This window comes from Thermocatellispora tengchongensis, from assembly GCF_014202315.1.
Taxonomy (GTDB): Bacteria; Actinomycetota; Actinomycetes; order Streptosporangiales; family Streptosporangiaceae; genus Thermocatellispora; species Thermocatellispora tengchongensis.
On sequence record NZ_JACHGN010000015.1, the window covers coordinates 62,907 to 89,499 of the forward strand.

The 26,593-nt window shown below is 72.8% G+C and carries 21 protein-coding genes and 3 pseudogenes; 10 read left to right on the top strand and 14 right to left on the bottom strand.

The annotated features are described in order from the left end of the window. Positions 1-20 precede the first annotated feature (20 nt). The 4 genes from HNP84_RS31280 to HNP84_RS31295 all read right to left on the bottom strand — a co-directional run bounded on the left by HNP84_RS31280 (position 21) and on the right by HNP84_RS31295 (position 3,080). Positions 21-1,715, bottom strand: coding sequence for an alpha/beta fold hydrolase (locus HNP84_RS31280; RefSeq protein WP_185053548.1), 1,695 nt, complete (start codon positions 1,713-1,715; stop codon positions 21-23). A gap of 70 nt (positions 1,716-1,785) precedes the next feature. Next, the gene (locus tag HNP84_RS31285; RefSeq protein ID WP_185053549.1) at positions 1,786-2,343 is read right to left on the bottom strand and encodes a TetR/AcrR family transcriptional regulator; all 558 of its coding nucleotides are present in this window, start codon (positions 2,341-2,343) and stop codon (positions 1,786-1,788) included. A 49-nt stretch (positions 2,344-2,392) separates the two neighbouring features. Further along, positions 2,393-2,497, bottom strand: a complete 105-nt coding sequence (locus tag HNP84_RS56315) for a zinc-binding dehydrogenase (RefSeq protein WP_221337024.1) — start codon at positions 2,495-2,497, stop codon at positions 2,393-2,395. A gap of 187 nt (positions 2,498-2,684) precedes the next feature. Further along, a complete protein-coding gene (locus tag HNP84_RS31295; protein WP_221336981.1) occupies positions 2,685-3,080 on the bottom strand; it encodes a VOC family protein in 396 nt (131 codons plus the stop codon). A 148-nt stretch (positions 3,081-3,228) separates the two neighbouring features. On the opposite strand from HNP84_RS31295, the gene HNP84_RS31300 reads away from it, so the two are divergent. From HNP84_RS31300 to HNP84_RS31310, 3 genes are all read left to right on the top strand, one after another. Continuing rightward, positions 3,229-5,136, top strand: coding sequence for a protein kinase domain-containing protein (locus HNP84_RS31300; protein ID WP_185053550.1), 1,908 nt, complete (start codon positions 3,229-3,231; stop codon positions 5,134-5,136). Between the two features lie 164 nt (positions 5,137-5,300). Next, complete coding sequence (locus HNP84_RS31305; RefSeq protein ID WP_185053551.1) at positions 5,301-5,678, top strand: hypothetical protein; 378 nt, start codon at positions 5,301-5,303, stop codon at positions 5,676-5,678. A 36-nt stretch (positions 5,679-5,714) separates the two neighbouring features. Continuing rightward, positions 5,715-6,899, top strand: coding sequence for a serine hydrolase domain-containing protein (locus HNP84_RS31310; RefSeq protein WP_185053552.1), 1,185 nt, complete (start codon positions 5,715-5,717; stop codon positions 6,897-6,899). 27 nt (positions 6,900-6,926) lie between these two features. Here the strand turns inward: HNP84_RS31310 and HNP84_RS31315 are convergent, their stop codons facing one another. Both HNP84_RS31315 and HNP84_RS31320 read right to left on the bottom strand, forming a co-directional pair. Beyond that, positions 6,927-7,331 (bottom strand): VOC family protein, encoded by a 405-nt coding sequence (locus tag HNP84_RS31315; protein WP_185053553.1) that lies wholly within the window; start codon positions 7,329-7,331, stop codon positions 6,927-6,929. 137 nt (positions 7,332-7,468) lie between these two features. After that, positions 7,469-9,094, bottom strand: a complete 1,626-nt coding sequence (locus tag HNP84_RS31320; RefSeq protein ID WP_246518971.1) for an outer membrane protein assembly factor BamB family protein — start codon at positions 9,092-9,094, stop codon at positions 7,469-7,471. Here HNP84_RS31320 and HNP84_RS31325 point away from each other — a divergent pair. Then, on the top strand, positions 9,093-11,204 hold the full coding sequence (locus tag HNP84_RS31325) for a tetratricopeptide repeat protein (RefSeq protein WP_185053555.1): 2,112 nt from the start codon (positions 9,093-9,095) through the stop codon (positions 11,202-11,204). The two genes, HNP84_RS31320 and HNP84_RS31325, sit on opposite strands and share 2 nt — an antisense overlap. Before the next feature lie 28 nt (positions 11,205-11,232). Here the strand turns inward: HNP84_RS31325 and HNP84_RS31330 are convergent, their stop codons facing one another. After that, on the bottom strand, positions 11,233-13,650 hold the full coding sequence (locus HNP84_RS31330) for a CaiB/BaiF CoA transferase family protein (RefSeq protein WP_185053556.1): 2,418 nt from the start codon (positions 13,648-13,650) through the stop codon (positions 11,233-11,235). Positions 13,651-13,795: 145 nt separating this feature from the next. Continuing rightward, positions 13,796-14,140 (bottom strand): hypothetical protein, encoded by a 345-nt coding sequence (locus HNP84_RS31335; RefSeq protein ID WP_185053557.1) that lies wholly within the window; start codon positions 14,138-14,140, stop codon positions 13,796-13,798. A gap of 389 nt (positions 14,141-14,529) precedes the next feature. Between HNP84_RS31335 and HNP84_RS31340 the strand changes: the two genes are divergently transcribed. Next, a complete protein-coding gene (locus HNP84_RS31340) occupies positions 14,530-15,894 on the top strand; it encodes an amino acid permease (protein ID WP_312926153.1) in 1,365 nt (454 codons plus the stop codon). Between the two features lie 14 nt (positions 15,895-15,908). Here HNP84_RS31340 and HNP84_RS31345 read toward each other — a convergent pair whose 3' ends face one another. Beyond that, the gene (locus HNP84_RS31345; protein ID WP_185053558.1) at positions 15,909-16,220 is read right to left on the bottom strand and encodes a hypothetical protein; all 312 of its coding nucleotides are present in this window, start codon (positions 16,218-16,220) and stop codon (positions 15,909-15,911) included. An 81-nt stretch (positions 16,221-16,301) separates the two neighbouring features. Further along, a complete protein-coding gene (locus HNP84_RS31350; RefSeq protein ID WP_185053559.1) occupies positions 16,302-16,940 on the bottom strand; it encodes a TetR/AcrR family transcriptional regulator in 639 nt (212 codons plus the stop codon). Between the two features lie 678 nt (positions 16,941-17,618). On the opposite strand from HNP84_RS31350, the gene HNP84_RS31355 reads away from it, so the two are divergent. After that, complete coding sequence (locus HNP84_RS31355) at positions 17,619-20,060, top strand: hypothetical protein (protein ID WP_185053560.1); 2,442 nt, start codon at positions 17,619-17,621, stop codon at positions 20,058-20,060. A 186-nt stretch (positions 20,061-20,246) separates the two neighbouring features. After that, complete coding sequence (locus tag HNP84_RS31360; protein ID WP_185053561.1) at positions 20,247-21,542, top strand: hypothetical protein; 1,296 nt, start codon at positions 20,247-20,249, stop codon at positions 21,540-21,542. 237 nt (positions 21,543-21,779) lie between these two features. On the opposite strand, the gene HNP84_RS31365 is transcribed toward HNP84_RS31360, so the two are convergent. The 4 genes and pseudogenes from HNP84_RS31365 to HNP84_RS31375 form a co-directional block, all read right to left on the bottom strand. After that, a complete protein-coding gene (locus HNP84_RS31365; protein WP_221336983.1) occupies positions 21,780-22,439 on the bottom strand; it encodes an NAD-dependent epimerase/dehydratase family protein in 660 nt (219 codons plus the stop codon). 85 nt (positions 22,440-22,524) lie between these two features. After that, positions 22,525-22,755: pseudogene (locus HNP84_RS56830) on the bottom strand (NmrA family NAD(P)-binding protein); the annotation flags it as partial. Next, the gene (locus HNP84_RS31370; protein ID WP_185053562.1) at positions 22,752-22,928 is read right to left on the bottom strand and encodes a hypothetical protein; all 177 of its coding nucleotides are present in this window, start codon (positions 22,926-22,928) and stop codon (positions 22,752-22,754) included. The pseudogene HNP84_RS56830 and the gene HNP84_RS31370, both read right to left, overlap by 4 nt. Before the next feature lie 214 nt (positions 22,929-23,142). Further along, positions 23,143-23,898 (bottom strand): GbsR/MarR family transcriptional regulator, encoded by a 756-nt coding sequence (locus tag HNP84_RS31375; protein WP_185053563.1) that lies wholly within the window; start codon positions 23,896-23,898, stop codon positions 23,143-23,145. Between the two features lie 223 nt (positions 23,899-24,121). Here HNP84_RS31375 and HNP84_RS31380 point away from each other — a divergent pair. The 3 genes and pseudogenes from HNP84_RS31380 to HNP84_RS31390 all read left to right on the top strand — a co-directional run. Continuing rightward, a pseudogene (locus tag HNP84_RS31380) lies at positions 24,122-24,787 on the top strand (DUF4097 family beta strand repeat-containing protein); the annotation flags it as partial. Positions 24,788-24,940: 153 nt separating this feature from the next. After that, positions 24,941-25,972, top strand: a pseudogene (locus tag HNP84_RS31385) (serine hydrolase domain-containing protein); the annotation flags it as partial. A gap of 34 nt (positions 25,973-26,006) precedes the next feature. Continuing rightward, a complete protein-coding gene (locus HNP84_RS31390; protein WP_185053564.1) occupies positions 26,007-26,582 on the top strand; it encodes an MOSC domain-containing protein in 576 nt (191 codons plus the stop codon). Positions 26,583-26,593: the final 11 nt, after the last annotated feature.

Below are 26,593 nucleotides of genomic sequence, written 5' to 3' on the forward strand. Positions count from 1 at the left end.
CGGGGACCCGGGTCAGCGGGTCAGCAGGTCAGCGGGTCAGCGGCGGCAGGTGCCCGGCCGAGGACCCGCGCCACCTGGGCCGGATGGGTGAGCTGCGGATAGTGCCCGGCACCGGCGATCTCGGTGACGGGGTGCGCGACGCCGAGGGTGAGCGGGTCGGCCGATCCCACGACGATCTCGACCGGCACGCTCACCCGGTCCAGCAGCGCCCGTGACCGCTCGCGCCCGGCGAGATCCGCGCGCAGCGCCGTGACCACCCGCCGTGCCACACCGGGACGGCGCAGGTCCGCCGCGGCGCCGGCCACCTCCGGCGTCTCCGGAAGGCCGAGCGTCGCGGCCAGGCGGGCCGCGGACATGCGGCGCAGCATCGGCACGGCCAGGCCGGAGCGGGCGAGCCGCGAGGCGGGGCGCTGCAGGAACGACGGCGAGATGAGCACCAGCCCGCTGACGCGCTCCGGATGCGCGGCGGCGAAGCGGAGCGCGGGCCCGCAGGCCAGCGAGTGCGCGACGAGCACGGGCCGGGTCCGCACCGGGCTCAGCAGGCCGGCCAGCCACACGTCCACCGGCCGGGCGGACGGGGCCGAACGTCCCAGGCCGGGCAGGTCGGGGGCCAGGACCGGGCCGGGGAGGCGGGCGGCGAGCGGTGTCCAGAGGCCGGCGTTCATCGGCAGCCCGTGCAGCAGCACATGCGCGGGCGTGCGCGCCTCACCGGTCACCCAGGTACGGCTGCCCGCCACGTCGCGGAAGCCGTACGGGGTCGGCCCCGGCGACGCGGCGCCGAAGCGGGTGGCCACCAGGTGGTCGGCCCACGCGCGCAGGGCGTCGGCGGCAGGGGGCATCTCCAGCCCGGCGGCCGCGGCGAGGGCGCGGGCGGAGGCCGTCGGGTACCTGTCGGCCGAGAGGAACGACAATGTCTCGGGCTCGGCGCCGGTGATCGCGCGCGGCAGCCGGCGCAGGAGGGCGGCGGGCACGGTACGGCGCGGCGCCCGCACGCCCATGTGCTCCGCGACCGTCCTGATCAGCTCGGGCAGGAGAGGGGTGTCGTCGTCGAGCACCCAGTGGTGCTCGCCCGGGGGCGCTGCGGGGATCTCCGCCAGGAACCGCGCCAGGTAGTCGATCGTGACGATCGGCACGAAGGTGCCGGGACCTCCGGGAACCGCCGGGAGCCGTCCCTGCCACAGGTCCCGGACCAGGGCGGCCAGGCCGATGTACTGGCCCGGCCCGATAACGGTGCTGGGGTTGGCGATGCTCAGCGGGACGCCCAGCTCGCCGGCGCGGGCGCGGACGGCCCGATCGCCCTCCAGCTTCGACGCCTCGTACGCGCCCAGCCGGGCGTAGTCGGGATCGCCCGCGGACGCGCTCACCCGGTATCCGCCGACGTGCACGAGCCGCCGCAGCCCGGGCAGCGTGGCGGCCCATTCGAGCACGTTGCGCGCCCCGGTCACGTTGACCGCCCGCGCCTCGGGCACGCTCAGGCCGAAGGCGTACCGCGCCGCGGCGTTGTAGACGTCGCGCGCGCCGGGCAGCCCGGTGAGCGGCCGGGTGATGTCGGCGGAGACGACGACCAGCCCGGCGGTGTCCACGCCCTGCGCGGCCAGCCAGGGGGTGAGGGTGTCCCGGCGTACGGCCGCCGCCACCCGCTGCCCCCGCCGGAGCAGCTCGGCGACCAGGGCGCGGCCGATGAAACCGGTCGCGCCGAAGACGATGGCGTCCATGAGGCTCCTCACTAGATCGGTCTACATATTTTTGGGCCGAGAAAAGAGCCCGCCCCGGGGGCGGGCCCGGTCAGCGCAGCAGGGCGCCGATCTGGCGGGCGACGCGGCTCAGCGGCTCCCGGCTGCGGTGCGCCCTGGCCAGCAGGAGCGCCCCTTCCACCAGGGCCAGGATCGTGACCGCGAGGTCGGCGGCGTCGGGACGGCCGGCCAGCCGGGCGCGCAGGGCGTCCTCCCACCCGGCGTAGACCTCCGAGCACGCCTCCTGCAGCGGATCGCTGACGGCGGCCATCTCCAGCGCCACCGTGGCCACGGGGCACCCCTTGCGCCAGCCCGACTCCTCCAGCCGGTCGCCGAGGTACCCCAGCACCGCCTCGACGAACTGGAGCGCCGACAGCCCGGAGCCGGCCAGGTCCTCGATGGCGGCGCCGACCTCCCGCCCGGCCCGCCGGACGGACTCGCCGACCAGTTGGTCCTTGCCCTCGGGAAAGTGGAAGTACAGCGAGCCACGGGGCGCGCCGCTGGCCGCGATCACCTGGTTGAGCCCCGCGCCGTAGTATCCCCCGGTCTCGATCAGCTCCTGCGTCGCGCGCAGCAGCCGGTCGCGCGTCTCGGCGCCCTTCTGTCCCATGCCATCAAAATAGACCGATCTATATATTCTCTCAAGCCCCGGCGAGCCCTCAGGGCCTGAGGACGATCTTGCCCCGGGTGTGCCGCCGCTCCAGCTCCCGGTACGCCTCGCGCACCTGAGCCGGCGGGTAGACCGCCGCGATCGGGATCTCCAGTCCTCAGCGACCTCGGCGACCTGCCGGCCCGGAACCGGATGGCCGAAGCCCTCGTCGCGCGCCTGCACTGGAGCTGCTGAACGTCCTCGGCCCGGACCACTCCCACCACACCCCGTCGGCCGCCGCCCGCACCGCGTCCTCAAGCCCTCGGCGGTAGCCGGCGGCGGGCGGGAGATCGGGGACGAGATCAGGGGAGGTTGAGCTGCCAGGAGACGCCGAACCTGTCGTTGATCCAGCCGAACCGTCTGCTGAAACCGTAGTCGCCGAGCGGCATCAGCTCCCCGCCCTTCTCCGACAGCGCCGCGTACAGGCGCTCGATCTCCTCCTCCGAGTCACACTGCACGTACAACGACGTGGACGGGGTGAATGTGAAGGCGTGCGGCACGCTGCTGTCCATGGCCATGTACTCCTTGCCGGCCAGGGTGAAGGTGGCGTGCTGCACGCTGCCCTCGGCCCCGGGGCCCTCCGGGCCGTAGCGGGCGATGAAGAGGATCTCCGCGTCGTCGAACAGCGAGGTGTAGAACGTCATCGCCTCCTCGGCGGCTCCTTGGAACATGAGGCAGGTGGTGATCTTCTGGGCCATGGACATCTCCTTCGGCGACTCGCGCGCTCGCATCGCGCGGCACAACAATTTCAGCATGTCCTTATATAAGTCAACATGGATGCATCTCAATGGCGGGTCGCGGCCCGGGGCGAATCCCCTATCGTCGTAGCGACACGACGGAGGTGACATGCCCGAGCCACACCCCTTACGGCCGGGTGAGCCCGAGCGGCTGGGCGAGTATCGGGTGCTCGGCCGGCTGGGCGAGGGCGGGCAGGGGAAGGTCTACCTGGCCGAGGCGCCCGGCGGCGGGCAGGTCGCGATCAAGGTGCTGCACGCGGCGAGCTCGGCGGACGAGACCGCCCACCGCAGGTTCGTCCGCGAGGTCGAGGCGGCGCGCCGGGTGGCCGCGTTCTCCACCGCCCGGGTGCTCGCCGTCAGCATGGTGGGCGACCGTCCGTACATCGTCAGCGAGTACGTCGAGGGCGTCTCGCTGGAGGCGCGCGTACGCGAGCGCGGCGTCCTCGGCGAGGACGAGCTGGTCCGCCTGGCACTGGGCACGGCGGGCGCGCTGGCGGCGATCCACCGCGCCGGCATCGTGCACCGCGATTTCAAGCCCAGCAACGTCCTGCTCGGCCCCGACGGCCCGCGCGTGATCGACTTCGGCATCGCCCGCGCGCTCGACTCGTTCACGGTCACGAGCAGCGGCGTCGTGGGCACCCCCGCCTACATGTCGCCGGAGCAGATCGCCAACGAGCCCGCCGGGGCGGCGGCCGACGTGTTCAGTTGGGCGATGACCATGGTCTTCGCCGCCACGGGCCGCCCGCCGTTCGCCGGCACAGGCGTGCCGGCCGTCCTGCACGCCATCCTCACCTCGGCCCCCGACCTCACCGGCGCGCCCGAGAGCCTGCGCCCCCTCCTCGAACGCTGCCTGGCCAAGGACCCGGCCGAGCGCCCATCCGCGGCCGACATCATGCTCCACCTGGTCGGCCACGAGTCCGCCACGCCGGGGACCACGCTCACGATCCGCCCGCAGCGCGGGAAGCGGCCGGTCGTCGTGGCCGCGCTGGCCGCCGCGTCCGCCGTCGCGATCGGCGCCGCCGTGTGGCTGTGGCCCACCGGGGGCGGGCGACCGGCCGCCGAGACGGAGCAGCCGCCGGCCGCGGCCGTCAGGCTGGGCAAGGTGGGCTTCGCCATGGACGTCGGCGGCCGCAACGACGGCTGGTTCAACGCCTCGGCGCTGCCCGGCATCGCCCGCGCCCAGGACGAGTTCGGCGCCTCGGTGAGCGAGGTGGAGGCGGTCGAGGGCGAGGAGGAGAAGGCGAAGGCGGAGCGGCTGCGCACCCTGGCGCGCAGTGGCCACGACCCGGTCATCGCGGTCGGCTATTCGTACTCCCCCGCCGTCGAGACCGTGGCGGCGGAGTTCCCCAAGGTCCGCTTCGCCATCGTGGAGAGCTGGGAGGACCTGGGGCCGAACGTCACCAACCTGGTCTTCGCCGAGCAGGAGCTCGGATACCTCGCGGGCGCGGCGGCGGCCCTGGCGTCGAGGAAGAAGAGCGTGGGGTTCATCGGCGCGGTCAAGGGCGAGCCCATCATCGACCGCGCCGCCGCGGGGTTCGCCGCCGGCGCCAGGGCGGCCGTCCCCGGCATCCGGGTCGCCACCGAGTACGTGTCCGCGGCGCCCGACTACAGCGGGTACGACGACCAGGGCAAGGCCCGGCGCATCGCGGCCCGCCTGTTCCAGGCCGGCGGCGACGTCGTCTTCCAGGACGCGGGCAGCTCGAACCCGGGGATCACCCGGGCCGCCGGCGCGGCGGGCGCCCTGGTCGTCGGCGCCGACGGCGACGAGTCCCAGGGCGCCGGCGAGGATCTGCGCGGCGTCTTCATCACCTCGGTCGTCAAGCGGGTCGACGTCATCGTCTTCGACTACCTCAGGTCCGCCGCGAGGGGCGCCGTCCCGGCCGGCGCGAGGGTGTACGGCGTGAAGGACGGCGCCTTCGACTTCGCCCCGGGCACCGCCCTGGCCGCCATCAGGCCGAGGCTGGAGGAGATCAAGCGGCGGATCGCGGCCGGCGAGGTCACGGTCCCCGGCACATAGCAGGGCGCATCAATCGTCGTCTCTGCCGTTGACGAAGTTAGGTGCACTCCCCTATCGTCGTCTACGCAAGAGACAATGTTCACCGCATCTCGGGGCGCACCCCGGGCGTGGTAGTAATGAGATCCGCAGAGGAGGAACGGGACGACAAGAGGGTGCTTGCTGCCATGACCGAGTACTACCTCGGCGTTCTCGGCATCGCCCAGGCACTCGGAGTGAGCCGGCACGCGGTGCACAAATGGCGTTCCCGCCATCCGGCCGATTCGAGTCACCCCTTTCCCGAACCTGACGTCGACATCGACGGAACCCCCGGCTGGCGCCGCGACCGGCTGGAGGAGATCACGCGGTGGCGTGACAGCCTGCCCGGCCGCGGCGCCGGCGGAGGCCGCCCCACCATTGCGCGTCAGGAATACCTCAAAGCGGCGGCGGCGCGCGGCATGGACCGCGACGAGGCGCTGCGGACCATCATCACGCTCACCGAGGAATTCCCCGAGATGACCGAGGCGGAGATCTGCGGCTGGCTCGTCGAGAGCTGGCGCAGGTAGCGATTCCGCACCACGGCCACCGAAAGGCGATGACGCATGCCCGAAATCGGCGGGGAAACCGCACCGGGATTCGAAGCGGTACGCGAGGCGTTCGCGGCCGTCCTGGCCGGCGACCGGCAGGGAGGCGCCGCGGTCAGCGCCTACCTGCACGGCCGGAAGGTCGTCGATCTGTGGGGCGGGATCGCCGACCCCGAGCACGACCGCCCCTGGCGGCGCGACACCTTGCAGGTCGTCTACTCCACCACCAAGGGCGTCACCGCCGCCTGCGCGCACCTGCTCGCGCAGCGCGGGGAACTGGACCTCGACGCGCCCGTCGCCGACTACTGGCCGGAGTTCGCGGCCAACGGCAAGGACCGCATCCCGGTGCGCTGGCTGCTCACCCACCAGGCCGGGCTGCCGGTGCTCGACCGGCCGATCACCCCGGCGCAGGCGGTCGCCTGGGAACCGGTGGTGACCGCGCTGGCCGCCCAGCGTCCCGTCTGGGAGCCGGGAACGGACCACGGCTACCACGCGCACACCTACGGCTGGCTGGTCGGAGAGGTCGTCCGCCGGGTGAGCGGCCGCAGCATCGGCGCCTTCCTCGCCGAGGAGATCGCCGAGCCCCTCGGCCTGGACCTGTGGATCGGGCTGCCCGAGGCCGAGCGGCACCGGGTCAGCAGGATCATCGCCACCCCGCCGGACATGGACGCACTGGCCGCGACCGACCTCGACGCCCTGCCCGAAGCCGCGCGCGACGTGATGGCGGCCTACGCCGATCCCACGTCGTTGACCGTACGGGCGATGATGCTCGTCCAGCCTCCCCTGGACCACAACGACCCCGCCGAGCAGTCCGCGGAGATGCCCTCGACCAACGGCATCTGCACGGCCCGTGCCCTGGCCCGCTTCTACGCCGCGCTCATCGGCGAGGTGGACGGGCACCGCATCCTCACCCCCGCCACCCTGGCCGCGGCGACCAGGGAACAGGTCAGCGGCATCGACCGCATCCTGCGCGTGCCCGTCCGCATCGGCACCGGCTTCGGCCTGCCGACACCCGACGCCTTCTGGTACGGCCCGGCCGCTTTCGGGTTCCCCGGTTACGGCGGGTCGCTCGGCTTCGCCGACCCGGCGACCGGCCTCGCGTTCGGCTATGTCCTCAACCATATCCGGGACGGCGCACCGGACCAGGGCGCCGCCGTCCTCCTCGACGCGGTCAGGAGCGCGATGAAGGGCCTGGGCGGCTGAGCGGGACGTCGCTCACCCCCGTGGAGCTCACCCCCGTGGATCGGAACCGGCCGGGTCGAGCTGGGCGGCGATGATGACGTTGCCGTACAGGTCGCGGAAGTGCAGGGACGCGCCGCCGGCGTCGCGCTGTTCGGCCCACATCTCCACCCCGGCCTCGGCCAGGCGCTCGCGGACCGCCGCCAGGTCGCCGGTGTAGAGGACCAGCAGCGGCTGCCCTCCGGTCTGGGCTCCGACGCGGGCCAGGTCCTCACCGCTCGCCGGCATCAGCCACAGACCGCCGTCCGTCCGGCCGGGCAGGCCGATGTGCAGGAAGCGGTAGCCGTCGGCGACCTGGTCGTGCAGCACGGTGAAGCCGAGGACGTCACGGTAGAACGCAAGCGCCTCGTCCTGGTCCTTCACCAGCAGGACGGTGCGGCCAACGGCGGTGAACACGGGCTCTCCTCTCCCCCGGCATACGGGCCGACGTCAATTATGTCGGGATATGTAGGGGCATGTCGGGAACGGCACGCCTGGAAACGGCTCACCCCTGGCAGACCGGTCACGGCCGTGCCAGGGGTGAGCGGGGTGGGTCAGTGATCGAGGGTGGCGAGCTTGGCCGCCCAGCCGGCGATGTTGGCGGTCACGTCACCGCCGGCCGCCGGGTAGTCGGTGATGTGGTACCACGTGATCGTCCGGGTCTGGCCGGCCGCGACGGAGGCGTCGAACCAGACGCCGAAGACGTAGCCGCGGGCGGTGAGCATGACGGGCTTGTCCTCCAGCCAGGCCAGGCCCTGGGCGGCGACGCCGCCGGCGGTCCTGGCGCCGTCGTAGACGTAGTTCTTGGTCCAGCCCTGGGAGATGAAGCCGGGGTTGGCGGCCGCGACTCCGGGGACGATGGACGTGTCGTCCGGGGTGTCCGGGTCCAGCAGGTACTGGAAGCTGCCGGCGAAGTCCGCCGCGCCGTTGTTGGTGAGCTCCAGGGTCATCTTGACCACCGGCGCGCCGGGCAGCGCCCGGTAGGTGAGCTTGGCGTCGAGGTCCGGCGCCATCTGGGGCTTGCCGGAGGCGATGATCCGGTCCCCCTCGACCTTGACGTCGGGCAGCGGCAGCCACTCGCCGGGACGGTTCCAGTCGGGCCCGCCGGGCGCCTTGGTGGTGAGGATCAGCTCCGACCAGTCCAGGTCCTCCCGGCCGGTCGCGTCGGACAGGGTCATGTCGGCGAGCCAGCCGGGCTGGGCGGTGCCGGGGTTGTTGTTGGCGGCCACCTTCGTCACCACGCTCGCGGTGAGCCGGTCGTTGGCGACGAAGTCGTACGGCTGCCCGAGTTCGGTGTCGGTGCGGGTGCTGCCCGCGCCGTAGTCGAGCGGCAGGTCGCTCCGGCCCGCCACCGGGCCGGTGAACGGGGTGAGCGTGAGGCCGGCCGGTACGGTCTCCCCGTCCTTGGCCACCTTCACCTCCACGGCGCCGGGCCGGTGGCCGCGGCGTACGGCCTCCACCCGGTACTCGCCCACCGGCAGCGCGACCGCGTACCCGCCGTTCGCGTCGGTGCGCACGTCGCCGCGGATGGCGCCCTCGCCGTCGCGGATGACGACGCGGGTGTCCGGGGCGGGGCCCTGCGCGGTGCTCACCACGCCCGTCACCTTCGACCAGCGCGGCACGCCCGGCTCGCCGCTCTCGGTGAAGGCGTACAGGTTGCCGTCGTAGGCGCCGACGACGAGCGCGTTGCCGGAGACGGCGGGGGACGACGCCACCCACGGCCCGATGGTGTGCCGCCACAGGGGCTGCCCGGTGGCGGCGTCGAAGCCGCGGATCGCGCCGTCGTTGCCGCCGACGTAGACGACGCCGCCGGAGACCGCCGGGGAGGAGATGACCCCGTGGCCGGTCCGCTGCGTCCACTTCGGCCGTCCGGTGGCCAGGTCGAGCGCCGTCACGCTGCCGTCGGCGAAGCCGGCGTACGCGACGCCGTCCGCGACCGCGGGCGCGGTGGCCGTGCCGCCGCCGAACAGGTACGACGTCCCGGTGCTGCGGTAGCGCCACTTCTCCACGCCGGTCGCCGGATCGACCGCCACGACGATGTCGCTCTGGAAGGTCATCAGCAGCAGGTCGCCCGCGTACACGGGCGAGGAGCGGGTCCAGCCTCCGGCGGGCGCGCGCGACCACACGACCTTGCCGGTCGCCGCCTCCACCGCGCTGATCCGGCCGCCCTGGGCGGCCATGAACACACGCGTCCTGGCGTCGTCACCCCTCAAGGAACCGGACGAAGCGGAGCTGGGCGGGGCGTTCTCGACCACACAGGCCCCGGTGGGCAGACTCCCCGCGCGGGTGCTCGGTCGTGACGAGCTGCTCGCCGAACTGGCCGCCTCGGCGCGTGACGGCGATCCGCGGGTTCATGTGCTGGCCGGCCTCGGCGGCTCCGGGAAGACCACGGTGGCGCTGCGCCTGGCCGCCGACCTCGCCGATGCGGGAAGCCGGGTGTGGTGGGTGGACGCGAACGACCAGGCGCAGCTCACCGTCCTGCTGCTGCGGGCCGCCCAGGACGACCTCGATGTGCCCGACGGAATGGTCAGAGAGGCGCTCGCAGGCAAGCGGAACGCCTGCGACGTGTTCTGGAAGGCCATCGAGCGCAAACGGCTGCCCGCTCGGCCGTTGCTCGTCTTCGACAACGCCGACGACCCGCAGCGGCTCCTGGCGCTCCCCACCGGACGGGTGGCCGACGGCAACGGCTGGGTGCGCGCCGCCCGCTCCTGCATGATCGTGATCACCTCGCGCGACCGCGACCCGTTCACATGGGGCCCCCTGTGCCGCATCCACGACATCGGCCGTCTCCCGCCCGGCGCCTCCGCCGACGTCCTGCGCGACCTCGCGCCGGACGCGCCCGACCCGCGGCACGCCGACGACCTGGCACGCGACCTGCACCATCTGCCTCTGGCACTGCATCTCGCGGGGAGCTACATCGGCTCCTCACATGCCCGCTACGACGGCTTCGCCTCATACCGGCAGGCGTTCGCGTCGGACCCGCTCAATACGCTGACCCGCCGCCTCGACGTCCGCAACGACCTGTCGGATCGGCAGCTCGTCACCAGGACCTGGGAGTTGTCCCTGGACACGCTGACCCGGCAGGGCGTCAGGGCGGCCAGGCCACTGGCCGGCGTCCTCGCCCAATTCGCCGGCCACATCATCCCCGAGGCGGTCATCACGCCGGAGTCGCTCTCGGCGTTCGTACCCCGGTGTGCCGTCGATGACGCCATCGCCGCCCGCGCGGCGCTGCGGCGGGTCAGCATCATCGATCTCGCGGAGGACGAGAACGTACGCGGCGTCCGGCTGCATCCTCTGGTCGCCGAAACCGTCCGAGCCTCGGCCCGCGATCCCGGCAGAGCGTGGAGCGCCGCGGTCGGACTGGTCCACGCCGCCTCGCAGCGCCTCGACCCGGAGCGGCCGGACCAGTGGCCGCTGTGGGCCCTGCTGGACCGGCATCTACGGACACTGCTCGAACGAGCCCACCGCCCGCGCCGCGAGCAACTCCGCCACCTGGGGGCCAGTGCGGCCGCGGTCACGCGCATGCTCAGGTTGAGCGGCTCGTTCCTCGGCGCGCATCAGCTCGCGGAAGCGGCCCTGGCCGTCACCGCCGCCCTCCCCCGGAACGACCCGGCGCTCCTGCGCCTGCTGCACAGTCACGCCACCATCCTGCACCGCCTGGGCGCGTACCAGCGTGCCGAGCGGCTCTACCGGACGGTGTCGGCCAGGCAGCGGAGAACACTGGGCCCCGAGCACCAGGCGACGTTGTGGACGTTGCGCAATCTGGCCTCGCTTCTGGCCGACCAGGGGGCGCACGCCGATTCCGAGCGCATCTACCGGCAGGTGCTCACGGCGCAACAGCGCGCGCTGGGCGCCGACGACCCCGACACGCTGTGGACCCAGCACAGTCTCGCCGTTCTGCAGACCGACCGAGGAGAGTACGCCGGCGCACGCCGGCTGCTGGAATACGTCCTGGCCATCCGCGGCAGCGCACTGCCTCCCGATCATCCTGACACCCTGTGGACCCGGCACAGCCTCGCGGTCGCCCTGGCGCGTCAGGGCGACCACGAGTCGGCGTATCGCATCTGCGAGGAGGTGCTGGACGTACAGCGGCGCCTGCTCGGCCCCTGCCACCCCGCCACGCTCAGGACGCGGCACACCCTGGCCGAGCTGTGGTGCCACCGGGGCGATCTCGCCCGGCGCAGGCGGGAGTTCGGGGAAACGCTCGCGGGCAGGCTTCGTACGCTCGGGCCGACGCACCCCGAGACCATGCGGACCCAGCGCGCCCTGGACGATCTCGACAGGCCCTGACCCGACGCCGCACTCCCGCCGAGACGGATCACACCTCCGCCTTCGTGTCCGTCTCCTCCAGGACGCCGGCCTCGATGAGCCTGTCCACCTCCGGTTCCGCCAGGCCGAGCAGCTTCGCGGCCACCAGCCGGGTGTGCTCCCCCATCAGCGGCGCCGGGCGCAGTTCGGGGTCGGCGATGCCGCGGAAGGCGGCCGGGCCGTTCTCGGTGGGCAGCGTGTGCCCGATGTGCGGCTGGCGCATCTCGCGCAGGAAACCGCGGGCCCTGAGCTGGGGGTCGTCGAGGTACTCGGTGACGCGCTGCATCATCCCGGCGGGCACGCCGGCCTCCTGGAGCCGTCGCATGCATTCGCGTGGTGGGGTGGCCGCCGTCCAGGCCGTCACGGCGGCGTCGATGAGGCCGCGGTGCGCCCGGCGGCCCGCGGAGGTGGCGAGTCGCGGGTCGGCGAGCAGGTCGTCACGGCCGATGACGCGGCACAGGCTCCGCCACCGCTCCTCCCCCTCGACGCTCACCACGCACCATTCGTCCTCGCCCGCGCACGGGTAGAGGCCCTGAGGCGCGTCCCACTCGCCGGTGTTGCCGTGCGGGGTGAGGGTGCCGGGCCGCAGCGACTCGCGCAGGAGGCCGGTGGACATCTGGGTGAGGATGGTCTCGGCCTGGGCCACGCTGACCGTGCCGCCCCGGCCCGTACGCCGCCGCTCGATCAGCGCGGCGAGCACGGCCACGGCGGCGACGCGGGCGGCGATGTGGTCGGGGTAGATCGTGATGGCGTCGCAGAACCCGCCCTCCACGCCGGTGTCGCGCCACAGCCCGGTCAGCCCGGTCGAGGCGCGGACCAGGGGGCCGTACCCCATGCGCCTGCTCCACGGCCCGCTCGCGCCCAGGGCGCTGCTGTCGGCCATGATGATCCGCGGGTTCAGCTCGCCGATGACGTCGTAGCCGAGCCCCAGCGACTCCAGGGTGCCGGGCTTGAAGTTGGACAGGATGACGTCCGACCGCGCGGCGAGCCGCTTGAAGATATCCAGGCCCTCGGGCGAGCGCAGGTTGATCCCCGCGCTGAGCTTGTTGCGGTGCCCCCTGGCGAAGCTCGCGGTGATGACCTGTCCGGTCAGCGACTGGCGGCTGCCGTCCGGGTACGCCCGGCTCTCGACCTTGATGACCTCGGCGCCCTGGTCCGCCAGCAGCCGCCCGAGCTCCGCGCCGGCGACGATGACGCCCAGGTCCAGCACCCGCAGCCCTTCCAGCGGCCGGCGCGGGGCCGGGGCGGCGGGCGCGGGCCCGGCCGGCGGGGTGCGCGCCGCCTCGGCGAACACCTCGTCGTTGTGCTCGCCGACCTCGGGGGCACGGTGCCGGAACCCGGCCCGTACGCCGTTCACCTCGACGTACCCCGAGGGCAGCCGGCCGGTCAGTCCGGGCGCGACCTCCGCGTCCACCAGGCTCCCGCGTGCCAGGAAGTGGGGCCCCGCCAGCACCTCGCCCGGGTCGAGCAGCGCCGCGATCGGCACCCCGCGCTCCTGCCCCCGGGCCACCAGCTCGTCCCTGGTCCTGTCCCGGAACAGCTCCCCGATCAGGACGTGCAGCCGCTCGGACGCGCCGAACCTGCCCGCCAGGGTGTCGTACTTCGGGTCGGCGAACTCCTCCGGCTCGCCCAGCCAGGCGAACATGCCGCGCCACTGCCGTCTGGCCAGCAGGCAGATCCGTACGTACCCGTCCGCGCAGCGGAAGATCGGGTACAGTCTGCCCGCGTCGGGTCGGCCGCGCGGCAGTTCGGTGGCCGGCACGCCGCCGGTGGCCGAGCCGCCGATGCCGAAGCCGGGGTCCAGGGTCTGCGCGGTCATCTCGTACACCGAGCAGTCCACGTGGTCGCCCCGCCCGGTGTCGAGCCGGTTCAGGTAGGCGAGCAGGCCCGCGAACGCGGCCTGGACCGCCGCCGACTCGTACGCCGGCGGCCCCGGCGGCAGCACCGGCTCGCGCCCGGGGATGCCCGAGCGCGACAGCACTCCGCCGAGCGCCAGGTGCGTCCAGTCGGTGCCGATCCAGTCGCGGTACGGTCCCGTCTGGCCGAAGTCGGTGATCGAGACGACCACCAGCGCCGGGTTGCGCGCCAGCAGCGCGTCCGCGCCGATGCCGAGCCGGTCCAGGGCGCCGGGCCGCTCGGTCTCGATGAGGATGTCCGCCCCCGCGGCCAGATCGAGGAGCCTGCCGCGGTCGGCGGAGTCGCGCAGGTCGAGGGTGATGCCGCGCTTGTTGGCGTTGTGGGTGGCGAAGTACAGGCTCACCCCTTCGTGCAGGGGCTCACGACGCCGGGTCGGCGCGCCGCCGGGCGGCTCGACCCGGATGACGTCGGCCCCGAGGTCGGCGAGGAACCGGCCGCACATCTCGGCCTTGCCGTCGGCCAGGTCGATCACCCGCAGGCCGGCGAGGGGAAGTCCCCTGGCTGCGTGCATGCCACCGAGGATGCCACGACGGTTGCGGCCGGAAAACGTCCGAATCGGCAACGTGCCGCGCGTCCCGATCCGCAACGCCGGCCGCGATGCGCCCGTCCCCGGCGTCGCCTCCGCGCACGACGCCGGGAGGGGCAGAGGGGTGGGGTCAGACCGAGTACCTGCAGATCAGCGCCTGGCTGCCGCCCTGGGCGTAGCCGAGGTAGGTGTAGGTGGGGTTGAAGTAGGCGCACGCGGCGGAGGCGCTGCCGGTGCCGGTGTAGGTCAGGCCGGTGCCGCCGGTGCTCCACCGGTAGCAGCCGAGGCTGCCGTTGTAGAAGCCGATGGTGGAGGAGGAGTTGACCTTGGCGGAGCAGTAGTCGCCGAGCGAGAGCGGGCTGTAGACGATCTCGACGACGCTCGCCGAGGCGGCCTGCGCGGGGGCGGTGGAGACGGCGAGCGCGCCCAGGCAGGCGAGCACGGCGGTGACGAGGGCGAGGACACGACGAGTCACGAGGACCTCCGGATCCGGTACGGCGTGGGGTCGGCGGGGCATGGCTGTGACGCGCACCAGCGGCGAGGCGGGGCACTGCGCACCGCGACACGCTGGACTGATCGCAGTATTAAATAGGAAACCTTCTTGTGCAATGGCTGCCGCGCACCCTGGTCGCCGCCGCCCGCGAGAACCGGAACGCCCCGTCCCGCCCGCGAACGGCCGCCCGCCCATCCTGATGGCCGGGGATCGTCCGGATAAAGACTTGCCCAGCCGTTCATCGCGAGGGCATGGAGCCGCCCAGAAGTGGCACAGGTGACATCAGCGGGCTCAACCGGAGTCAGGGGAGTCACATGATGTCAACTCGCGATGCGGGCGGTGCGGGGTCGGGGCTCCTGCGCCGTAAGCCGGTGGAGCAGATCGCAACCGAGCACGAGGGCGAACTGTCCCGCTCCCTCGGCCTGTGGCAACTGACCGCCATCGGCATCGGCGGCATCATCGGCGCCGGCATCTTCGCGCTGGCCGGGGCCGTCGCGAACCAGACGGCGGGTCCGGCCGTGCTCGTCTCCTTCCTGATCGCCGGGGTTGCCAGCGCCGCCGCGGCCCTGTCCTACGCCGAGTTCGCGGGCATGATCCCCAAGGCCGGCTCGGCGTACACCTACAGCTACGCGGTGCTCGGCGAGATCGTCGGCTGGATGGTCGGGTGGGACCTGCTGCTGGAGTACACCGCGATCGTCGCGGTGGTGGCGATCGGCATCTCCGGCTACTTCGGCTTCCTCGTCGCCGAGCTGGGCTTCCAGCTTCCGGCGTGGATGCTGGGCGCGCCCGGCACGGGGCCCGGCCGCGTCGTCGATCTGTTCGCGGTGCTGCTGTGCCTGCTCATCGCGTATCTGCTCAACCGCGGCATCAAGGTCGCGGCCCGCTTCGAGACCACCGTCGTCCTGGTGAAGGTCGCCGTGGTGGTGCTCGTGATCGTGGTCGGCTTCTTCCACATCACGACCGCCAACTACACGCCGTTCTTCCCCTACGGCATCGGCGGGGCGATCACCGGTGCCGCCACGGTCTTCTTCGCCGTGTTCGGCTACGACGCGATGAGCACCGCGGCGGAGGAGTCGCGGGACTCGATGCGGCACATGCCCAAGGCCATCATCTACTCGCTGCTCATCTCGATGGTGCTGTACGTGCTGGCCACCCTGGTGCTCACGGGCATGCAGAACTATCGGGAGATCGACCCGGAGAGCGGCTTCTCCTCGGCCTTCGCCTCGGTCGGGCTGTCCGGCCTGGCCGGCGTCATCGCGGCCGGCGCCATCGTGGGCATCCTCACCGTGATGTTCACCTTCATGCTCGGCGTCACCCGGGTGTGGTTCGCGATGAGCCGGGACGGGCTGCTGCCCCAGTGGTTCGCCAAGCTCCACCCCGTACGCCGGGTGCCGAGCAGGGTCACCTGGATCGTCGGCGTGGGCTCCGCCCTCATCGCCGGCTTCCTCCCGATCCGCGAGGCGGCCGAACTGACCAACATCGGCATCCTGCTGGCGTTCGTCGTGGTCTGCCTGGCCGTCATCGTCCTGCGTTACCGCCGGCCCGACCTGCCGCGCGGGTTCCGCACTCCCGGCATGCCGGTGGTGCCGGCCATCGGCGTGGTCTTCTCCCTCTGGCTGGTCACGTTCCTCGCCCCGCAGACCTGGCTCCGCTTCCTGTTCTGGTTCCTCCTCGGCCTGGTCATCTACTTCGTCTACAGCCGCCGCCACTCCATGCTGGCGAGCGCGGGCGGTTGACCCTGCCGCCCCGGCTAAGGCCGCTCCACATGGGCCCTCACCCGCCGCCCGTCCGCGGTGAGCCAGCCCTTGCGCCCGGCGTAGGCCAGCATCGCCGCGAACCTGTCCGCCCAGTCGCCGCCCACGCCGCCGGCGCCGACCGCGGCCGAGCGCACCCAGCCGATGTCGATCTCGGCATCGGTCTCAGCATCGGTCGCGGACCCGGCCCCGGCGCCGGCCAGAGCCGCGTCCAGGGCGGCCCGGTCCAGGGCGGTCAGGACATGGAACCGGCGGCAGTCGTCCGGCTCGCGAAGTTCGACGTGGTCCGCAGTGACATACACGTACATGCGCAGGCTCGCTTCCAGCCGGTGCGCGCCTCAGGGGCACGCGGCGTCGTCGGCTCGGGGAGTGTCGTCGGGCTCGGGGAGTCAGGATCGCGGGGTGGTCAGGTAGAGGGTGACCGTCTCGGCCAGGTCGTCCAGCAGTTCGTCCCAGTCGCCCTCGCCCGCGGACTCGGGGCTGCTGCCCAGGCCGAGGTAGCGGGCGAGCACGCTGTAGACCATGGTGAAGCACCATCGGACGGCGCGATCGGGCTGCGCGTGCCTGATGGCGTCGGGACGGCCGAGCAGCCGCGCCCGGAACAGCCCGGCCAGGACCTGGGACGATTGCTTGCCGAGGCGGGCGACCTCGGGGTCGGTGTTGGCGCGGAGCATGAACGGGCGCATGATCCCGGCGTTGGAGCGCAGGAGCTCCCCGGTGCTGACCACCAGGCCGCGGACCACTTCGGGGAAGGGGACGTCCGCGGACGGCGGCCCGTCGAGCGCCCGGCGGGTCTCCTCCTCGATCCGCGCCATCTCGCGCTGCTGCACCGCGAGGATGAGATCGTCCTTGCTGGCCACGCGGGTGTACATGGACCCGATGGACACCCCGGCCCGTTCGGCGACCTCGGCCAGCGTGAAGGAGTCGGAGCCGTGCTCGACCAGCAGGGCCACCACCGCGTCCTGCGCACGCTCGAACGACAGACGGCTGCGCTCCTGCTTGGGGGCGCGGGCCACCTCACGGGTCATGGTCCGATCTTATGGCGGCAGGGAGTGCCGAGGGACGGAGCGCCCACCCGGACGGTGTGACCGCCAGGAGGCATGCCCAACGGCACCGCCGGCGCACGCCCGGGAACGGCGGTGCCGACAGCCGGTCGCCTCGGAGGTACGCGTCTTCATGATGCCTCTCGATCTGGGGGACGCCGCGCCGGGACCACCGGCGGAATGACAGGGCCGTGCGCCAGTGTCCCACCCGCATTTATCAGAATCAAGATTCTAATTATGAAGCTCCCGTCATCGGCCATCGCACGGCGAGGCCGTGGCGCCAGCCGGCGCACGCTTCGGCGGGGCCGCCGCTCACAGCGACCGGCCCGAACGGACGTCGCCGCCGTCGTGCCCTGGCGCAGCGGTAGCGGGCCCGGTCCGCCGCCCGCCTCGAACCGCCAGGCCCACGACACCTCGGCCGCAGTGCCCCGCGTGCGGCCACGACCGTCACCCTGCTCCACGAAGTCCTCCGTGGTGACCAGAGCCCGCACCCCGGGCCGTCCCTGGTGGTCGAAGTCGCCCACCTCACTGAGCGCGGGTCCGCGCGCCCACGCCTCGGTTACCACTGTGACGCCGAGCCCGCAGGTCACTGCGCGTGCCCGGCACAGGCCCGTCACGTCCTGGCCCGGCCGGAGACGCGCGCGTACGCACGGCGACCCGGTCATGAGAGGCCGCGCAGCGGCCAGCGCCCTGCTGGGCGCCGAACAGCTCGAACGCCTCCTTCACATGGGCGCCGTCCCCGAGGACGCGGCCGAGGCCGGGCCCACCGTCGCTCCGGAGCCGCACGCCATGCCCTCCGCCATGGCCGCCCACCTCGGCCGGGTGCTCGCCCCGTACCCCTCCCCGCGCCGGCTCGACCTGCTCCTCGACCTGTGGAACCAGGTGGCCGCCCGGCAGGAGGAGGCCAGGCGCGAAGAACGGATCCGGGCCACCCAGGCCAGGCGCAGCCGCCTGGAGGAGCTGACCGGCCGCTACAACGCCTACGAGGACGAGGTCGCGCTCGACTACATCCGCCGGGCATTGGGCCGGGAGCCGACCTTGGGCGAGGCGGTCCGCTGGGTTCCGGAACAGTGGCACTGGATGCAGATCCTGAACCGGGCGATGCACAACGCCATGGCCGCGACCGTCCTGCTCCGGACCGCCGTGGCCGTGGCCGACCACGGGGTGGCCGGCGGCCTCGCGCGCTGCGCCGACGGGCTCCGCGCGGCCGCCGCCCTGCTGAACCCGCACGAGGCGAGTCAGGCCGCGCGCCGCGTCCCGGGGCTCGCGGGCCTGCCCGCCCGCCCCGGCTGCTACGTCCGCGACCTGGCCGCGCGAATCGACGCCCCCGCCGAGCCGTACGTCCGGCAGCGCCTGGCCAGGGCCGCAGACTACGCCCGGGTCGTCCTGGACGCCGTCCCCGATCTCGTCCGCAACGGGTACGATCGCCTGGAGCCGTGGGCGGCGAGCGGGATGAGCCGATGGCGCGCCGCCGTCGGCTACACCCGCGAACGTCCCCCGGCCGCCTGGGCGCAGCCGCCGGTCGGCGAGGACCGGCCACCCCTCACCGTCCGGCTCGCCGAACGCCCCGACGCCGCCCCCGAGGAGGTCGAGACCGCCGGCGACCTGCTCTGGTATGGCGAGCTCGGCGACGCCCTGGCCCAGCTCAACGGCCATGCGCACGCGACCGTCGGCTTCCAGGTCATCCACCCGTACGTCGACTGGGACCCCGTCCCTGAGCACGACCTGACGCCGAGCCTGGACACCGTCTCCTCCGCCCTCGCCGGCGCCGCCCAGCTCGTCTCGCTCGGTGCCCGGCCGCCCCGCCGCTGCCGCGGCTGGCGGGAGCTGATCTCGGGGCTGACCGGCAGCCTGGAGCTCACCCAGGCGCTCGTCGAGCCCTTCCGCCTGCCGGAGCCGCTGGCCGCCGTGGACGGCACCACCATCCCCGGCACCGACGTACGCATCGAGTGGGCGCGCAATCCGCGGGCGCTCGCCGAGTGGGCGTCGTACATGGGCAACTGCATCGCCCATCCGTACTACGTGGAGGAGGCCGTGAAGGGCGCATGCGTCCTAGCGGCGCTGCGCGGCCCGGACGGCACGATCCAGGCGAACGCCGAGATCCGGCACCACCGCTCCGGCTGGCACCTCGTCGAGATACAGGCCCGGTTCAACGCCGACCCGCCCTCCGCTCTGCAGGAGCGGCTGTCCCGCTGGCTGGCCACCCTCGCGCCGCCTCCTCGCGCCGAGCGCCCGCCCGCCCGTGAGCCGCTTCCGCCCTCCGTCCGCGAACGTCCCCCCGCCGCCCGCGCACGCCGTGCCGACCGCCTGTTCACCGAGGTGAGCGGCCCCCTGGCTAAGCTCGCCGAACACGCGCTCGCCCACCCTTCGACGAAGGCGGCGCTGCTCACCCTGGACGCGCTGAACCGGCCCCGGACTGCGGCGCCCGCGACGGACGCCCAGGTCCCCGCCCCGGCCGCGGACGTGCTCACGGCCCTGCGCAGGCTGCCCGCCGACCGGATGGACCGCGCCTGTCTCGACGCCCTGCCCGTGATCGGGCTGTCCCGGCTGTGGCACGCCACCGCGGTCCGCCCGCTCGCCCGCGCGCTGTCCGACCTCGACCCCGGCCTGCGCGCCCGCTTCGACAACCTCGACCTGCTCCTGGCCGACGCACCGCTGCCCGCCTCGCTGCGCAAGCCGGCCCGTCACGGCCCGATCGCACCCGCCCGTTCGATGGAGCTGGTGAACCGCAGGCTCCGCGCCTCCCTCGGCCGCCTCGCCCGCACCGCGAACCCGCTCCTGGCCGAGCACATCCCCCACCACGCCGACGCGGCCGTCCTGTGCCCGCTGATCATCGCCGTCACCACCTGGCCCCCGGCCCAACCGACGATCCCGATCACCGCGCCCGGCCAGGCGACCGTGCCCGGCTTCCCCCGCTCCGACCTGGAGGACCCCACCGGCCCCTGGCGCCGCGCCCTGCCGGACGCCGCGGAACTGGGCGCCGACCTGGACGTCTTCTGGGACCGCGTCGCCAGTGACGGACTCCGCGTCCCCACCGCCTGGCTGGGTCACGGCGGCTGGCCCGCCCTGTGGCAGCGCGCCACCCGCCCCTCTCGCACCCGCTGACGGCCTCACGGCGCACGCCGGCGCCGCACACGACGTCCGCCACCGGCCCGAACCGGCCCCCCTGCGAGGTCCGATCCCCGGCCTTCTGCGGCATCGTCGGGGGATCTGACGCTTCAGGGCCGTTACCGGACGTCCAAGATTCGGTATGTTGCTACCGTGGGTGGCGAGCGGAGACGCGGAGCGCACATGAACACGCGGGTGGGTACCGGTGTCGTCATTCTGGCCGCGGCGGTCCTGGCGACCCTGGGCGCATGCAGCGGCGAGGCGGGCGAGGACGGCAGCGGTCCGAAGCCGACGACCACACCCCAGGCCAGGCGTGAGAACATCGTCGATCTCCGTGGTGATCCGGCCGTTCCGGACCCGCTCAAGTTCGATCCCCGGGCGGCTCACGTCCTGCCGACGGGTGTGATGAAGTTCCCGCCCATCGCCCTGCACGGCAGGGCGGCCTGGCTCTCGCACGCGGCGGGCCTGACCGTGTACGACCTCGGCACGGGCAAGGTCGTCAGCGACATCGAGACCGAGAACACCCCCACCTACGACGTCCCGGCGCCGGCGAAGCTCAGCAAGAAGCAGGCGGAGAAGCTCGGCAACCGCGTGCCGGTGCCTGAGCCGGTCCAGATCAACGGAGTACCGGCCGTCGTCACGGTCGTGCCGGTGAAGCTCGCCGCGAAGGACGGTGGAGAGGAACACGCCGGGTTCGAGGTGATCGCGGCTCGGGCCGACAACGGCAAGCTGATCTGGCGCTTGCCCGTCGATGTCTACGGCGACCCGGCCGGCGAGCTCGGGGCGCTGCAGATGTCGTCCTCCGGCGACACGGTGGCCGTCGCGTGGACCGTGAACGGCTCCTTGACAGGCACCTTCGCCTTCACCCTGGACAAGCCGCGTATGGTGTGGCAGCGGAGCGACTTCCTGTTGATCGGCGGGTACGGCGAGGCCCTGATCGGATTCCGGATCGAAGCCGGCCAGGACTATTCGCTAGCCGGTGCCGCCATCGCCGACGGCCGCGACCTGTGGCACAAGCGGGTGCCCGACGGCACCACCTGGGCCATCAGGGAAGGCGGTGGGCCGCTGGTCAAGCTCGACGACGACACCGACCAGGCGCAACTGATCGAGATCGCGACCGGCGATGTCGCCGTGCCGAAGAAGGCCGGCCTCGTCAAGGCGATGGCGTGCGATCGCGGTGAGGGGGGCACCGTGATGCTGTGCGCGTCGAAGGAGGAGGGCGCGATCGGGGTGGACGACACCGGGAAGATCCTTTGGCGGCGGCCGGCGGGTGACGGCGCGAATGAGTGGAACGCTGCCACGGAAGCCGATTTCAAGGACCTGTCCTATGTCAAGGGCGAGGACGGCCCGTTCGTCGTCGACGCCCGCACCGGACGAACGGTCGGCACCGACCCGGGCATCGTCCCGGACCGGGTCAACGCCTACGCGGCACTGGTCTTCACCGGCAAGGGCACCGAAGTACACCACGCCAGTCGCTGACACATCGCGCCGCCACGCCGCCGGAGGCCGCCGAAAGGCCCCCCGGCGGATCGCGCCGCGTCGTCAGGCGAGTCTGCGGGCGAAGCAGACGGCCATGAGGTTGCCGGCGTAGGGACCGTAACCGCCGGTTCGTTCGTAGCCCTCGCGCTCGTAGAACCGGATCGCGTCGGGCTGCTTGTCGCCGGTCGCCGGTCGCGGGCGATCAGGTACACATCGACGTTCTCCGCGGTGGGCTTGTCAGTCTCCTGCCTCCAACAGGCCGAGGTCGCGCAGGCTCTCCGCCGTCTGCACGATCGTGGTCACGCGGTCGCGCGGACGCCATCCGAGCTCGTCACGGGCCCTGTCGTTGTGGATGACCGGCCGGGGCGGTTCATCACCGGGCGCCTCCCGCGTGGGCACCCGGGCCGCGAGCGGGCCGAGCCGCTCGCGCAGGATCTCGGCCACCTCCAAGAAGCTCAGCGACGGCCCGTCGGCGACGGCCAGGAAACGCTTGCCCGCGGCGGCGGGTGCGGCCATGGCGCGCATGTGCAGATCCGCCACATCGCGCACGTCCACGACGCCGAAGCGCAGGCGGGGCGCGACCTCCATCGTCCCGTCGAGCATCGCCTTGATCAGCTGCATCGAGGAGCCCAGGCCCGTGGTGAGGGTGGGCCCGAGGATGAAGGTGGGGTTGACCACGACGAGCTCGGTGTCGCCGCCTTCGCGTTCCATCAGGTCCCACGCGGCCCGCTCGGCGATCACCTTGGAACGCGGGTAGGGCGCCAGTCCCGGCGTGCCGGGATCGGTCCAGTCGGCCTCGGTGAACTCCGCGCCCGGCTTGGGCGTGTAGCCGATCGCGGCGAACGACGAGGTGAGCACGACGCGCCGGGCCCCGGCGTCGCGCGCGGCCCGCAACACCCGCAGCGCCGTCGCGGGCCGGGACGATGAAGTCGTCGGGGTGCTCGGTCTGGGGAGGCGCGATGGGCGAGGCGACGTGGTGGACCTCCTCACAGCCGGCCACCGCGGCGGCCCAGCCGTCGTCCTTCGTCAGGTCCGCGGCGACGACCTTCAGCCCGGTGTCGTCGGCGCCACCCCGGCGCACCGCCGCGCGCAGCTCATCCTCACGGGCAAGCGATCGGACCGTGGCGCGCACCGGGCGCCCCGCCCGCAGCAGCGCGGCGATCAACCGCGTCGCCAGGTAGCCGGACCCACCGGTGACCAGAACCGGGCTCATCCCAGCACCTCCATCCGAGCGACCACGCCGACGAGCCGCTGAACCGCCTCGGCCTCCGCGGCGACACCGCCGCGCTCACGGGCATCCCACAACGCCTGCTGGGCCAGGACCTCGATCCGGTGGCGACGGTGCCCGCTGCGCCGGGCCACGTCCTGAATGGTGAACGATGGCATGAAGGCAGCACAGCAGACCTCAAGCGCTTGAAGTCAAGCAAGGACGACCAGCGGGCGCGCGGGCGGCCACGCCGGTGCCCGTGCGACCACGGACGTGTCGGCCGATCCCGCCGGCCGGGGCGACAAGCGCACACGCCCGTCACGACACGGAGCCTGACGGGCCGGTGCCCGGCCAGGGCCGTCGCCCCGGAGTTGCCCCCATCGAGACGGCCGTCTATCCGCGATCCGGGCCTGGCGTGACGGTGTCGTCTGAGGTGGCCCCGGGTTTGGTGTGGAGGATCTCGCGGGCTTGGTCCGCAGCGCGGGCGATGCTCTCGGAGACGAAGTCGACGAAGCGGGCGATGTTCTCCAGACGGGTGGCGGCCGGAGTGCCGGGGCCGAGGACGCCGACGCCCGCCCGTGCGGTCTCGCCGAGATGGGCGGTGGCGCGGGCGCTGGCCATCATCGACTGGTACCAGACGTCGTCATCGATGACGTAGCGGTCGCGGCGGTGTTCGTCGCGTTCCCGGCGGACCTGGCTCTGGCTCTCCAGGAGTGTGATCGCTTTGGAGACCGACGCCGGGCTGACCTGGAGGCGCCGCACGAGCTCGGACGCGGTGAGGCTGCCGGTGTCGGAGGTGTAGAGGCAGGCCAGCACCCGGGACGCCATCTTGGGCAGGCCCGCTTGCATGAAGACGGCGGCGAACATCTCCTCGTACTCGCGCACGGCCTCGGCGTCGCGCCCGTAGGGCTGCGAAGGCGCCCCCCGGCCTCGGAGGGTGGCCTTCCTGCGCCGGTGCGTGCGGCGCTGGGTGGCGTGGTGGGCCAGGCCGGCGCGGTAGGCGGTGGGGCCGCCGTTGCGCATCACCTCACGCGTGATGGTCGAGGTCGGACGATCGAGGCGTCTGGCGATCTCCGCGTAGGCCAGGCCGTCGGCCAGCCCCGACTCGATCTGCTGACGTTCCTGCTGGCTGAGCCTGCCTCCCGGCATCGCCCTCTCCTTCACGCTCCTCGATGTCCCCACCATAGCGTTCACTCTCGACCCATTGCAAAGATCGCTTGCACCGCCATTGCAGTGAATTCTCAACCATTGCAACGATTTCCGCCTCGCTAGCTGCGGGAATGCATGATAGAGGCAACGATCGCCTTGAAGAGGCCCAGAAAGGCAACGTAGCGTTTCCAGCGTTCGAAACAACGAGCCGCAGGAGAGCACGATGCACACGTTCGACACCCCCGCGCCGATCGCCACCGTCCTGGACATCCCCGCGGGACGCGTCCGGCTCATCGCCGCCGACCGGGCCGACACCGCGGTCGAGGTCCTGCCCGCAAACGCCGCCAAGGACCGCGACGTGAAGGCGGCCGGGCAGACCAAGGTCGAATACGATGACGGCGTCCTGCGGATCCAGGCCCCGGCGAACAACCAGGCATTCGGCCCCTCCGGCTCCATCGAGGTGACGGTGCGGCTGCCCGCCGGCTCCCGAGTCGAGGGGACGGCGGCCAGCGCCGACTTCCGGGCCGTCGGACGGTTCGGCGAGGTCGCCTTCGACAGCGCGCACGGCCAGATCAAGATCGACGAGGCCGCGAGCGTCCGCCTCACCACCGAAGCCGGTGACGTCTCGGTCGGCCGTCTGGGCGGCCCCGCGCAGATCAGCACCGGCAAGGGCGACATCCGCATCGCCGAGGCCGTCCGCGGCACGGTCGTGCTGCGCACCCAGGCCGGCCAGGTGTCGGTGGGCACCGCCGCCGGAGTCTCCGCCTCCCTGGACGCCGGCACCGCCCACGGCCGGATCCACAACGCGCTCAGGAACACCGAGGGCGCCGCCGCCCAGCTCGAAATCCACGCCACCACCGCGTACGGCGACATCACCGCCCGCAGCCTCGACGCCGCGACCGCACCCGGGGTGGTCACCGCCGGCAGCGCGGACGGCACGGCCGCGCCGCAGGCCGGTGCGGGACCGGATCGCCCGGAGCTGCGGAAGGCCATCCAGGAGGCCGTCGATGCCGGTTTCGCCGGCGTGCAGCTGCGCGTGCACGACGAGCTGGGCGAGTGGGCCGGCAGCGCCGGCGTGCGCAAGCTGGGCGAGAGCGACAAGCCACCGACGAACGGGCGGTTCTGGGCGGGCAGCGTCGCCAAGACCTTCACCGCGACCCTGGTGCTGCAACTGGTGGCCGACGGCAGGATCGGGCTGGACGACCCGGTGGCCGGCTACCTGCCCCAGTTCGAGCTGGACCGGCGGATCACCGTGCGGATGCTGCTGCAGCACACCAGCGGGCTGTACAACTACACCGGCGAGCCCGGCCCCGACGGGACGTTCGTCCAGGGGATCCCCTCGATGGGCAAGGACTGGGTGGACAACCGGTTCACGACCTATCAGCCGGAAGAGCTGGTGCGGTTCGCGTTGTCCAAGCCTGCGCGGTTCGAGCCGGGGACCGGCTTCAGCTACTCCAACACCAACTACACGCTGGCCGCGCTGCTGACCGAGACGGTCACCGGCCGCTCGTATGCCGAGGAGATGCGGCGGCGGATCCTGCGCCCGCTCGGGCTGTCGGGCACCGTGGTGGCGAGCACGTCGCCGGAGCTCCCCGGGCCGCACGCCCACGGTTACTGCCGCTACCAGGACGGCGACCAGTGGAAGGTGGCCGACGTCACCCGCCAGAACCCCTCCATGCTGCACGCCGCCGGTGACCTGATCTCGACAACGCAGGACCTCCACACGTTCATCTCCGCGCTGATGAGCGGCAGGCTGCTGCCCGCCGGGCTCCTGGCCGAGATGCGCACTCCGCACGGCGAGCTCGGCTACGGCCTCGGGCTGTTCGTGCAGGACCTGGGCCCGGAGTTCGGCACCGTCTTCCACCACAACGGCGGCGCTCCGGGGGGCTACGGGGCGCTGATGTACAGCACGCCCGACGGCGGCAAGACCCTCACCGCCTCGCTGACCATGGGCGACGCCGCGATCAACGTGGCGGAGGTGTTCCCGAAGGTGCTGGACATGCTCATCAAGGCGGTGTTCTGCGCCGCGCCTGCCGACAAGGAGGGCCAGCCTGCCGTCCGCAGCACCGGATGACTCGGGGCGTCCGCCGCGCGATAGGGTCGCTCCTGTGAACGGTCCCGTCACCGGACCCCGGCCCGTGGAGATCGTGGCCCTTCATGTCTCGCCGGCGCACGCGTACGAGGGCCGCCCCGGTGACGGGCCGCGGCCCGACCCGGTTCCGGTCGCGCGCGACCACGTCCTCGTACGGGCGGGGCTCGGGCTCGTGGGCGACCGCTACTTCAACCATCGCGCCCATCGCCAGGCGGCGGTCACCGTGTTCGCCGCCGAGGCCCTGGACGATCTCGCGCAGCGCCTGGGCCTGGCCTCGCCACCCGATCCGCTGCTCGTGCGCCGCAACATCGTCCTGCGCGGCTTCCCCATCGACGAACTGGCCGCCGGCCGCGACGAGAACGGCACCCGGCTGGACGGCGCGGTGTTCGGCCTCGACTCCGGCGACGGCGAGGTGCGCTTCCAGGCGTACCGCCCGGCGAATCCATGCGCCTGGATGGACGTCGTCCTGGCCCCCGGGGCGTTCCGCGCGCTACGTGGCCACGGCGGAGTGCGTTGCGTGCCGCTCGACGACGGCCGGCTACGCCTGGGCCCGGCGACCCTGACCGTCCACACCGCCAGAGGCCCATCGTGATTCCCCGTCTT

Coding starts and splice junctions, on each gene's coding strand:
- HNP84_RS31280 (WP_185053548.1), bottom strand. CDS start 1,715: ATGGACGCCATCGTCTTCGGCGCGACCGGTTTCATCGGCCGCGCCCTG.
- HNP84_RS31285 (WP_185053549.1), bottom strand. CDS start 2,343: ATGGGACAGAAGGGCGCCGAGACGCGCGACCGGCTGCTGCGCGCGACG.
- HNP84_RS31295 (WP_221336981.1), bottom strand. CDS start 3,080: ATGGCCCAGAAGATCACCACCTGCCTCATGTTCCAAGGAGCCGCCGAG.
- HNP84_RS31300 (WP_185053550.1), top strand. CDS start 3,229: ATGCCCGAGCCACACCCCTTACGGCCGGGTGAGCCCGAGCGGCTGGGC.
- HNP84_RS31305 (WP_185053551.1), top strand. CDS start 5,301: ATGACCGAGTACTACCTCGGCGTTCTCGGCATCGCCCAGGCACTCGGA.
- HNP84_RS31310 (WP_185053552.1), top strand. CDS start 5,715: ATGCCCGAAATCGGCGGGGAAACCGCACCGGGATTCGAAGCGGTACGC.
- HNP84_RS31325 (WP_185053555.1), top strand. CDS start 9,093: ATGAACACACGCGTCCTGGCGTCGTCACCCCTCAAGGAACCGGACGAA.
- HNP84_RS31320 (WP_246518971.1), bottom strand. CDS start 9,094: ATGGCCGCCCAGGGCGGCCGGATCAGCGCGGTGGAGGCGGCGACCGGC.
- HNP84_RS31330 (WP_185053556.1), bottom strand. CDS start 13,650: ATGCACGCAGCCAGGGGACTTCCCCTCGCCGGCCTGCGGGTGATCGAC.
- HNP84_RS31345 (WP_185053558.1), bottom strand. CDS start 16,220: ATGTACGTGTATGTCACTGCGGACCACGTCGAACTTCGCGAGCCGGAC.
- HNP84_RS31350 (WP_185053559.1), bottom strand. CDS start 16,940: ATGACCCGTGAGGTGGCCCGCGCCCCCAAGCAGGAGCGCAGCCGTCTG.
- HNP84_RS31355 (WP_185053560.1), top strand. CDS start 17,619: ATGAGAGGCCGCGCAGCGGCCAGCGCCCTGCTGGGCGCCGAACAGCTC.
- HNP84_RS31360 (WP_185053561.1), top strand. CDS start 20,247: ATGAACACGCGGGTGGGTACCGGTGTCGTCATTCTGGCCGCGGCGGTC.
- HNP84_RS31370 (WP_185053562.1), bottom strand. CDS start 22,928: ATGCCATCGTTCACCATTCAGGACGTGGCCCGGCGCAGCGGGCACCGT.
- HNP84_RS31375 (WP_185053563.1), bottom strand. CDS start 23,898: ATGCCGGGAGGCAGGCTCAGCCAGCAGGAACGTCAGCAGATCGAGTCG.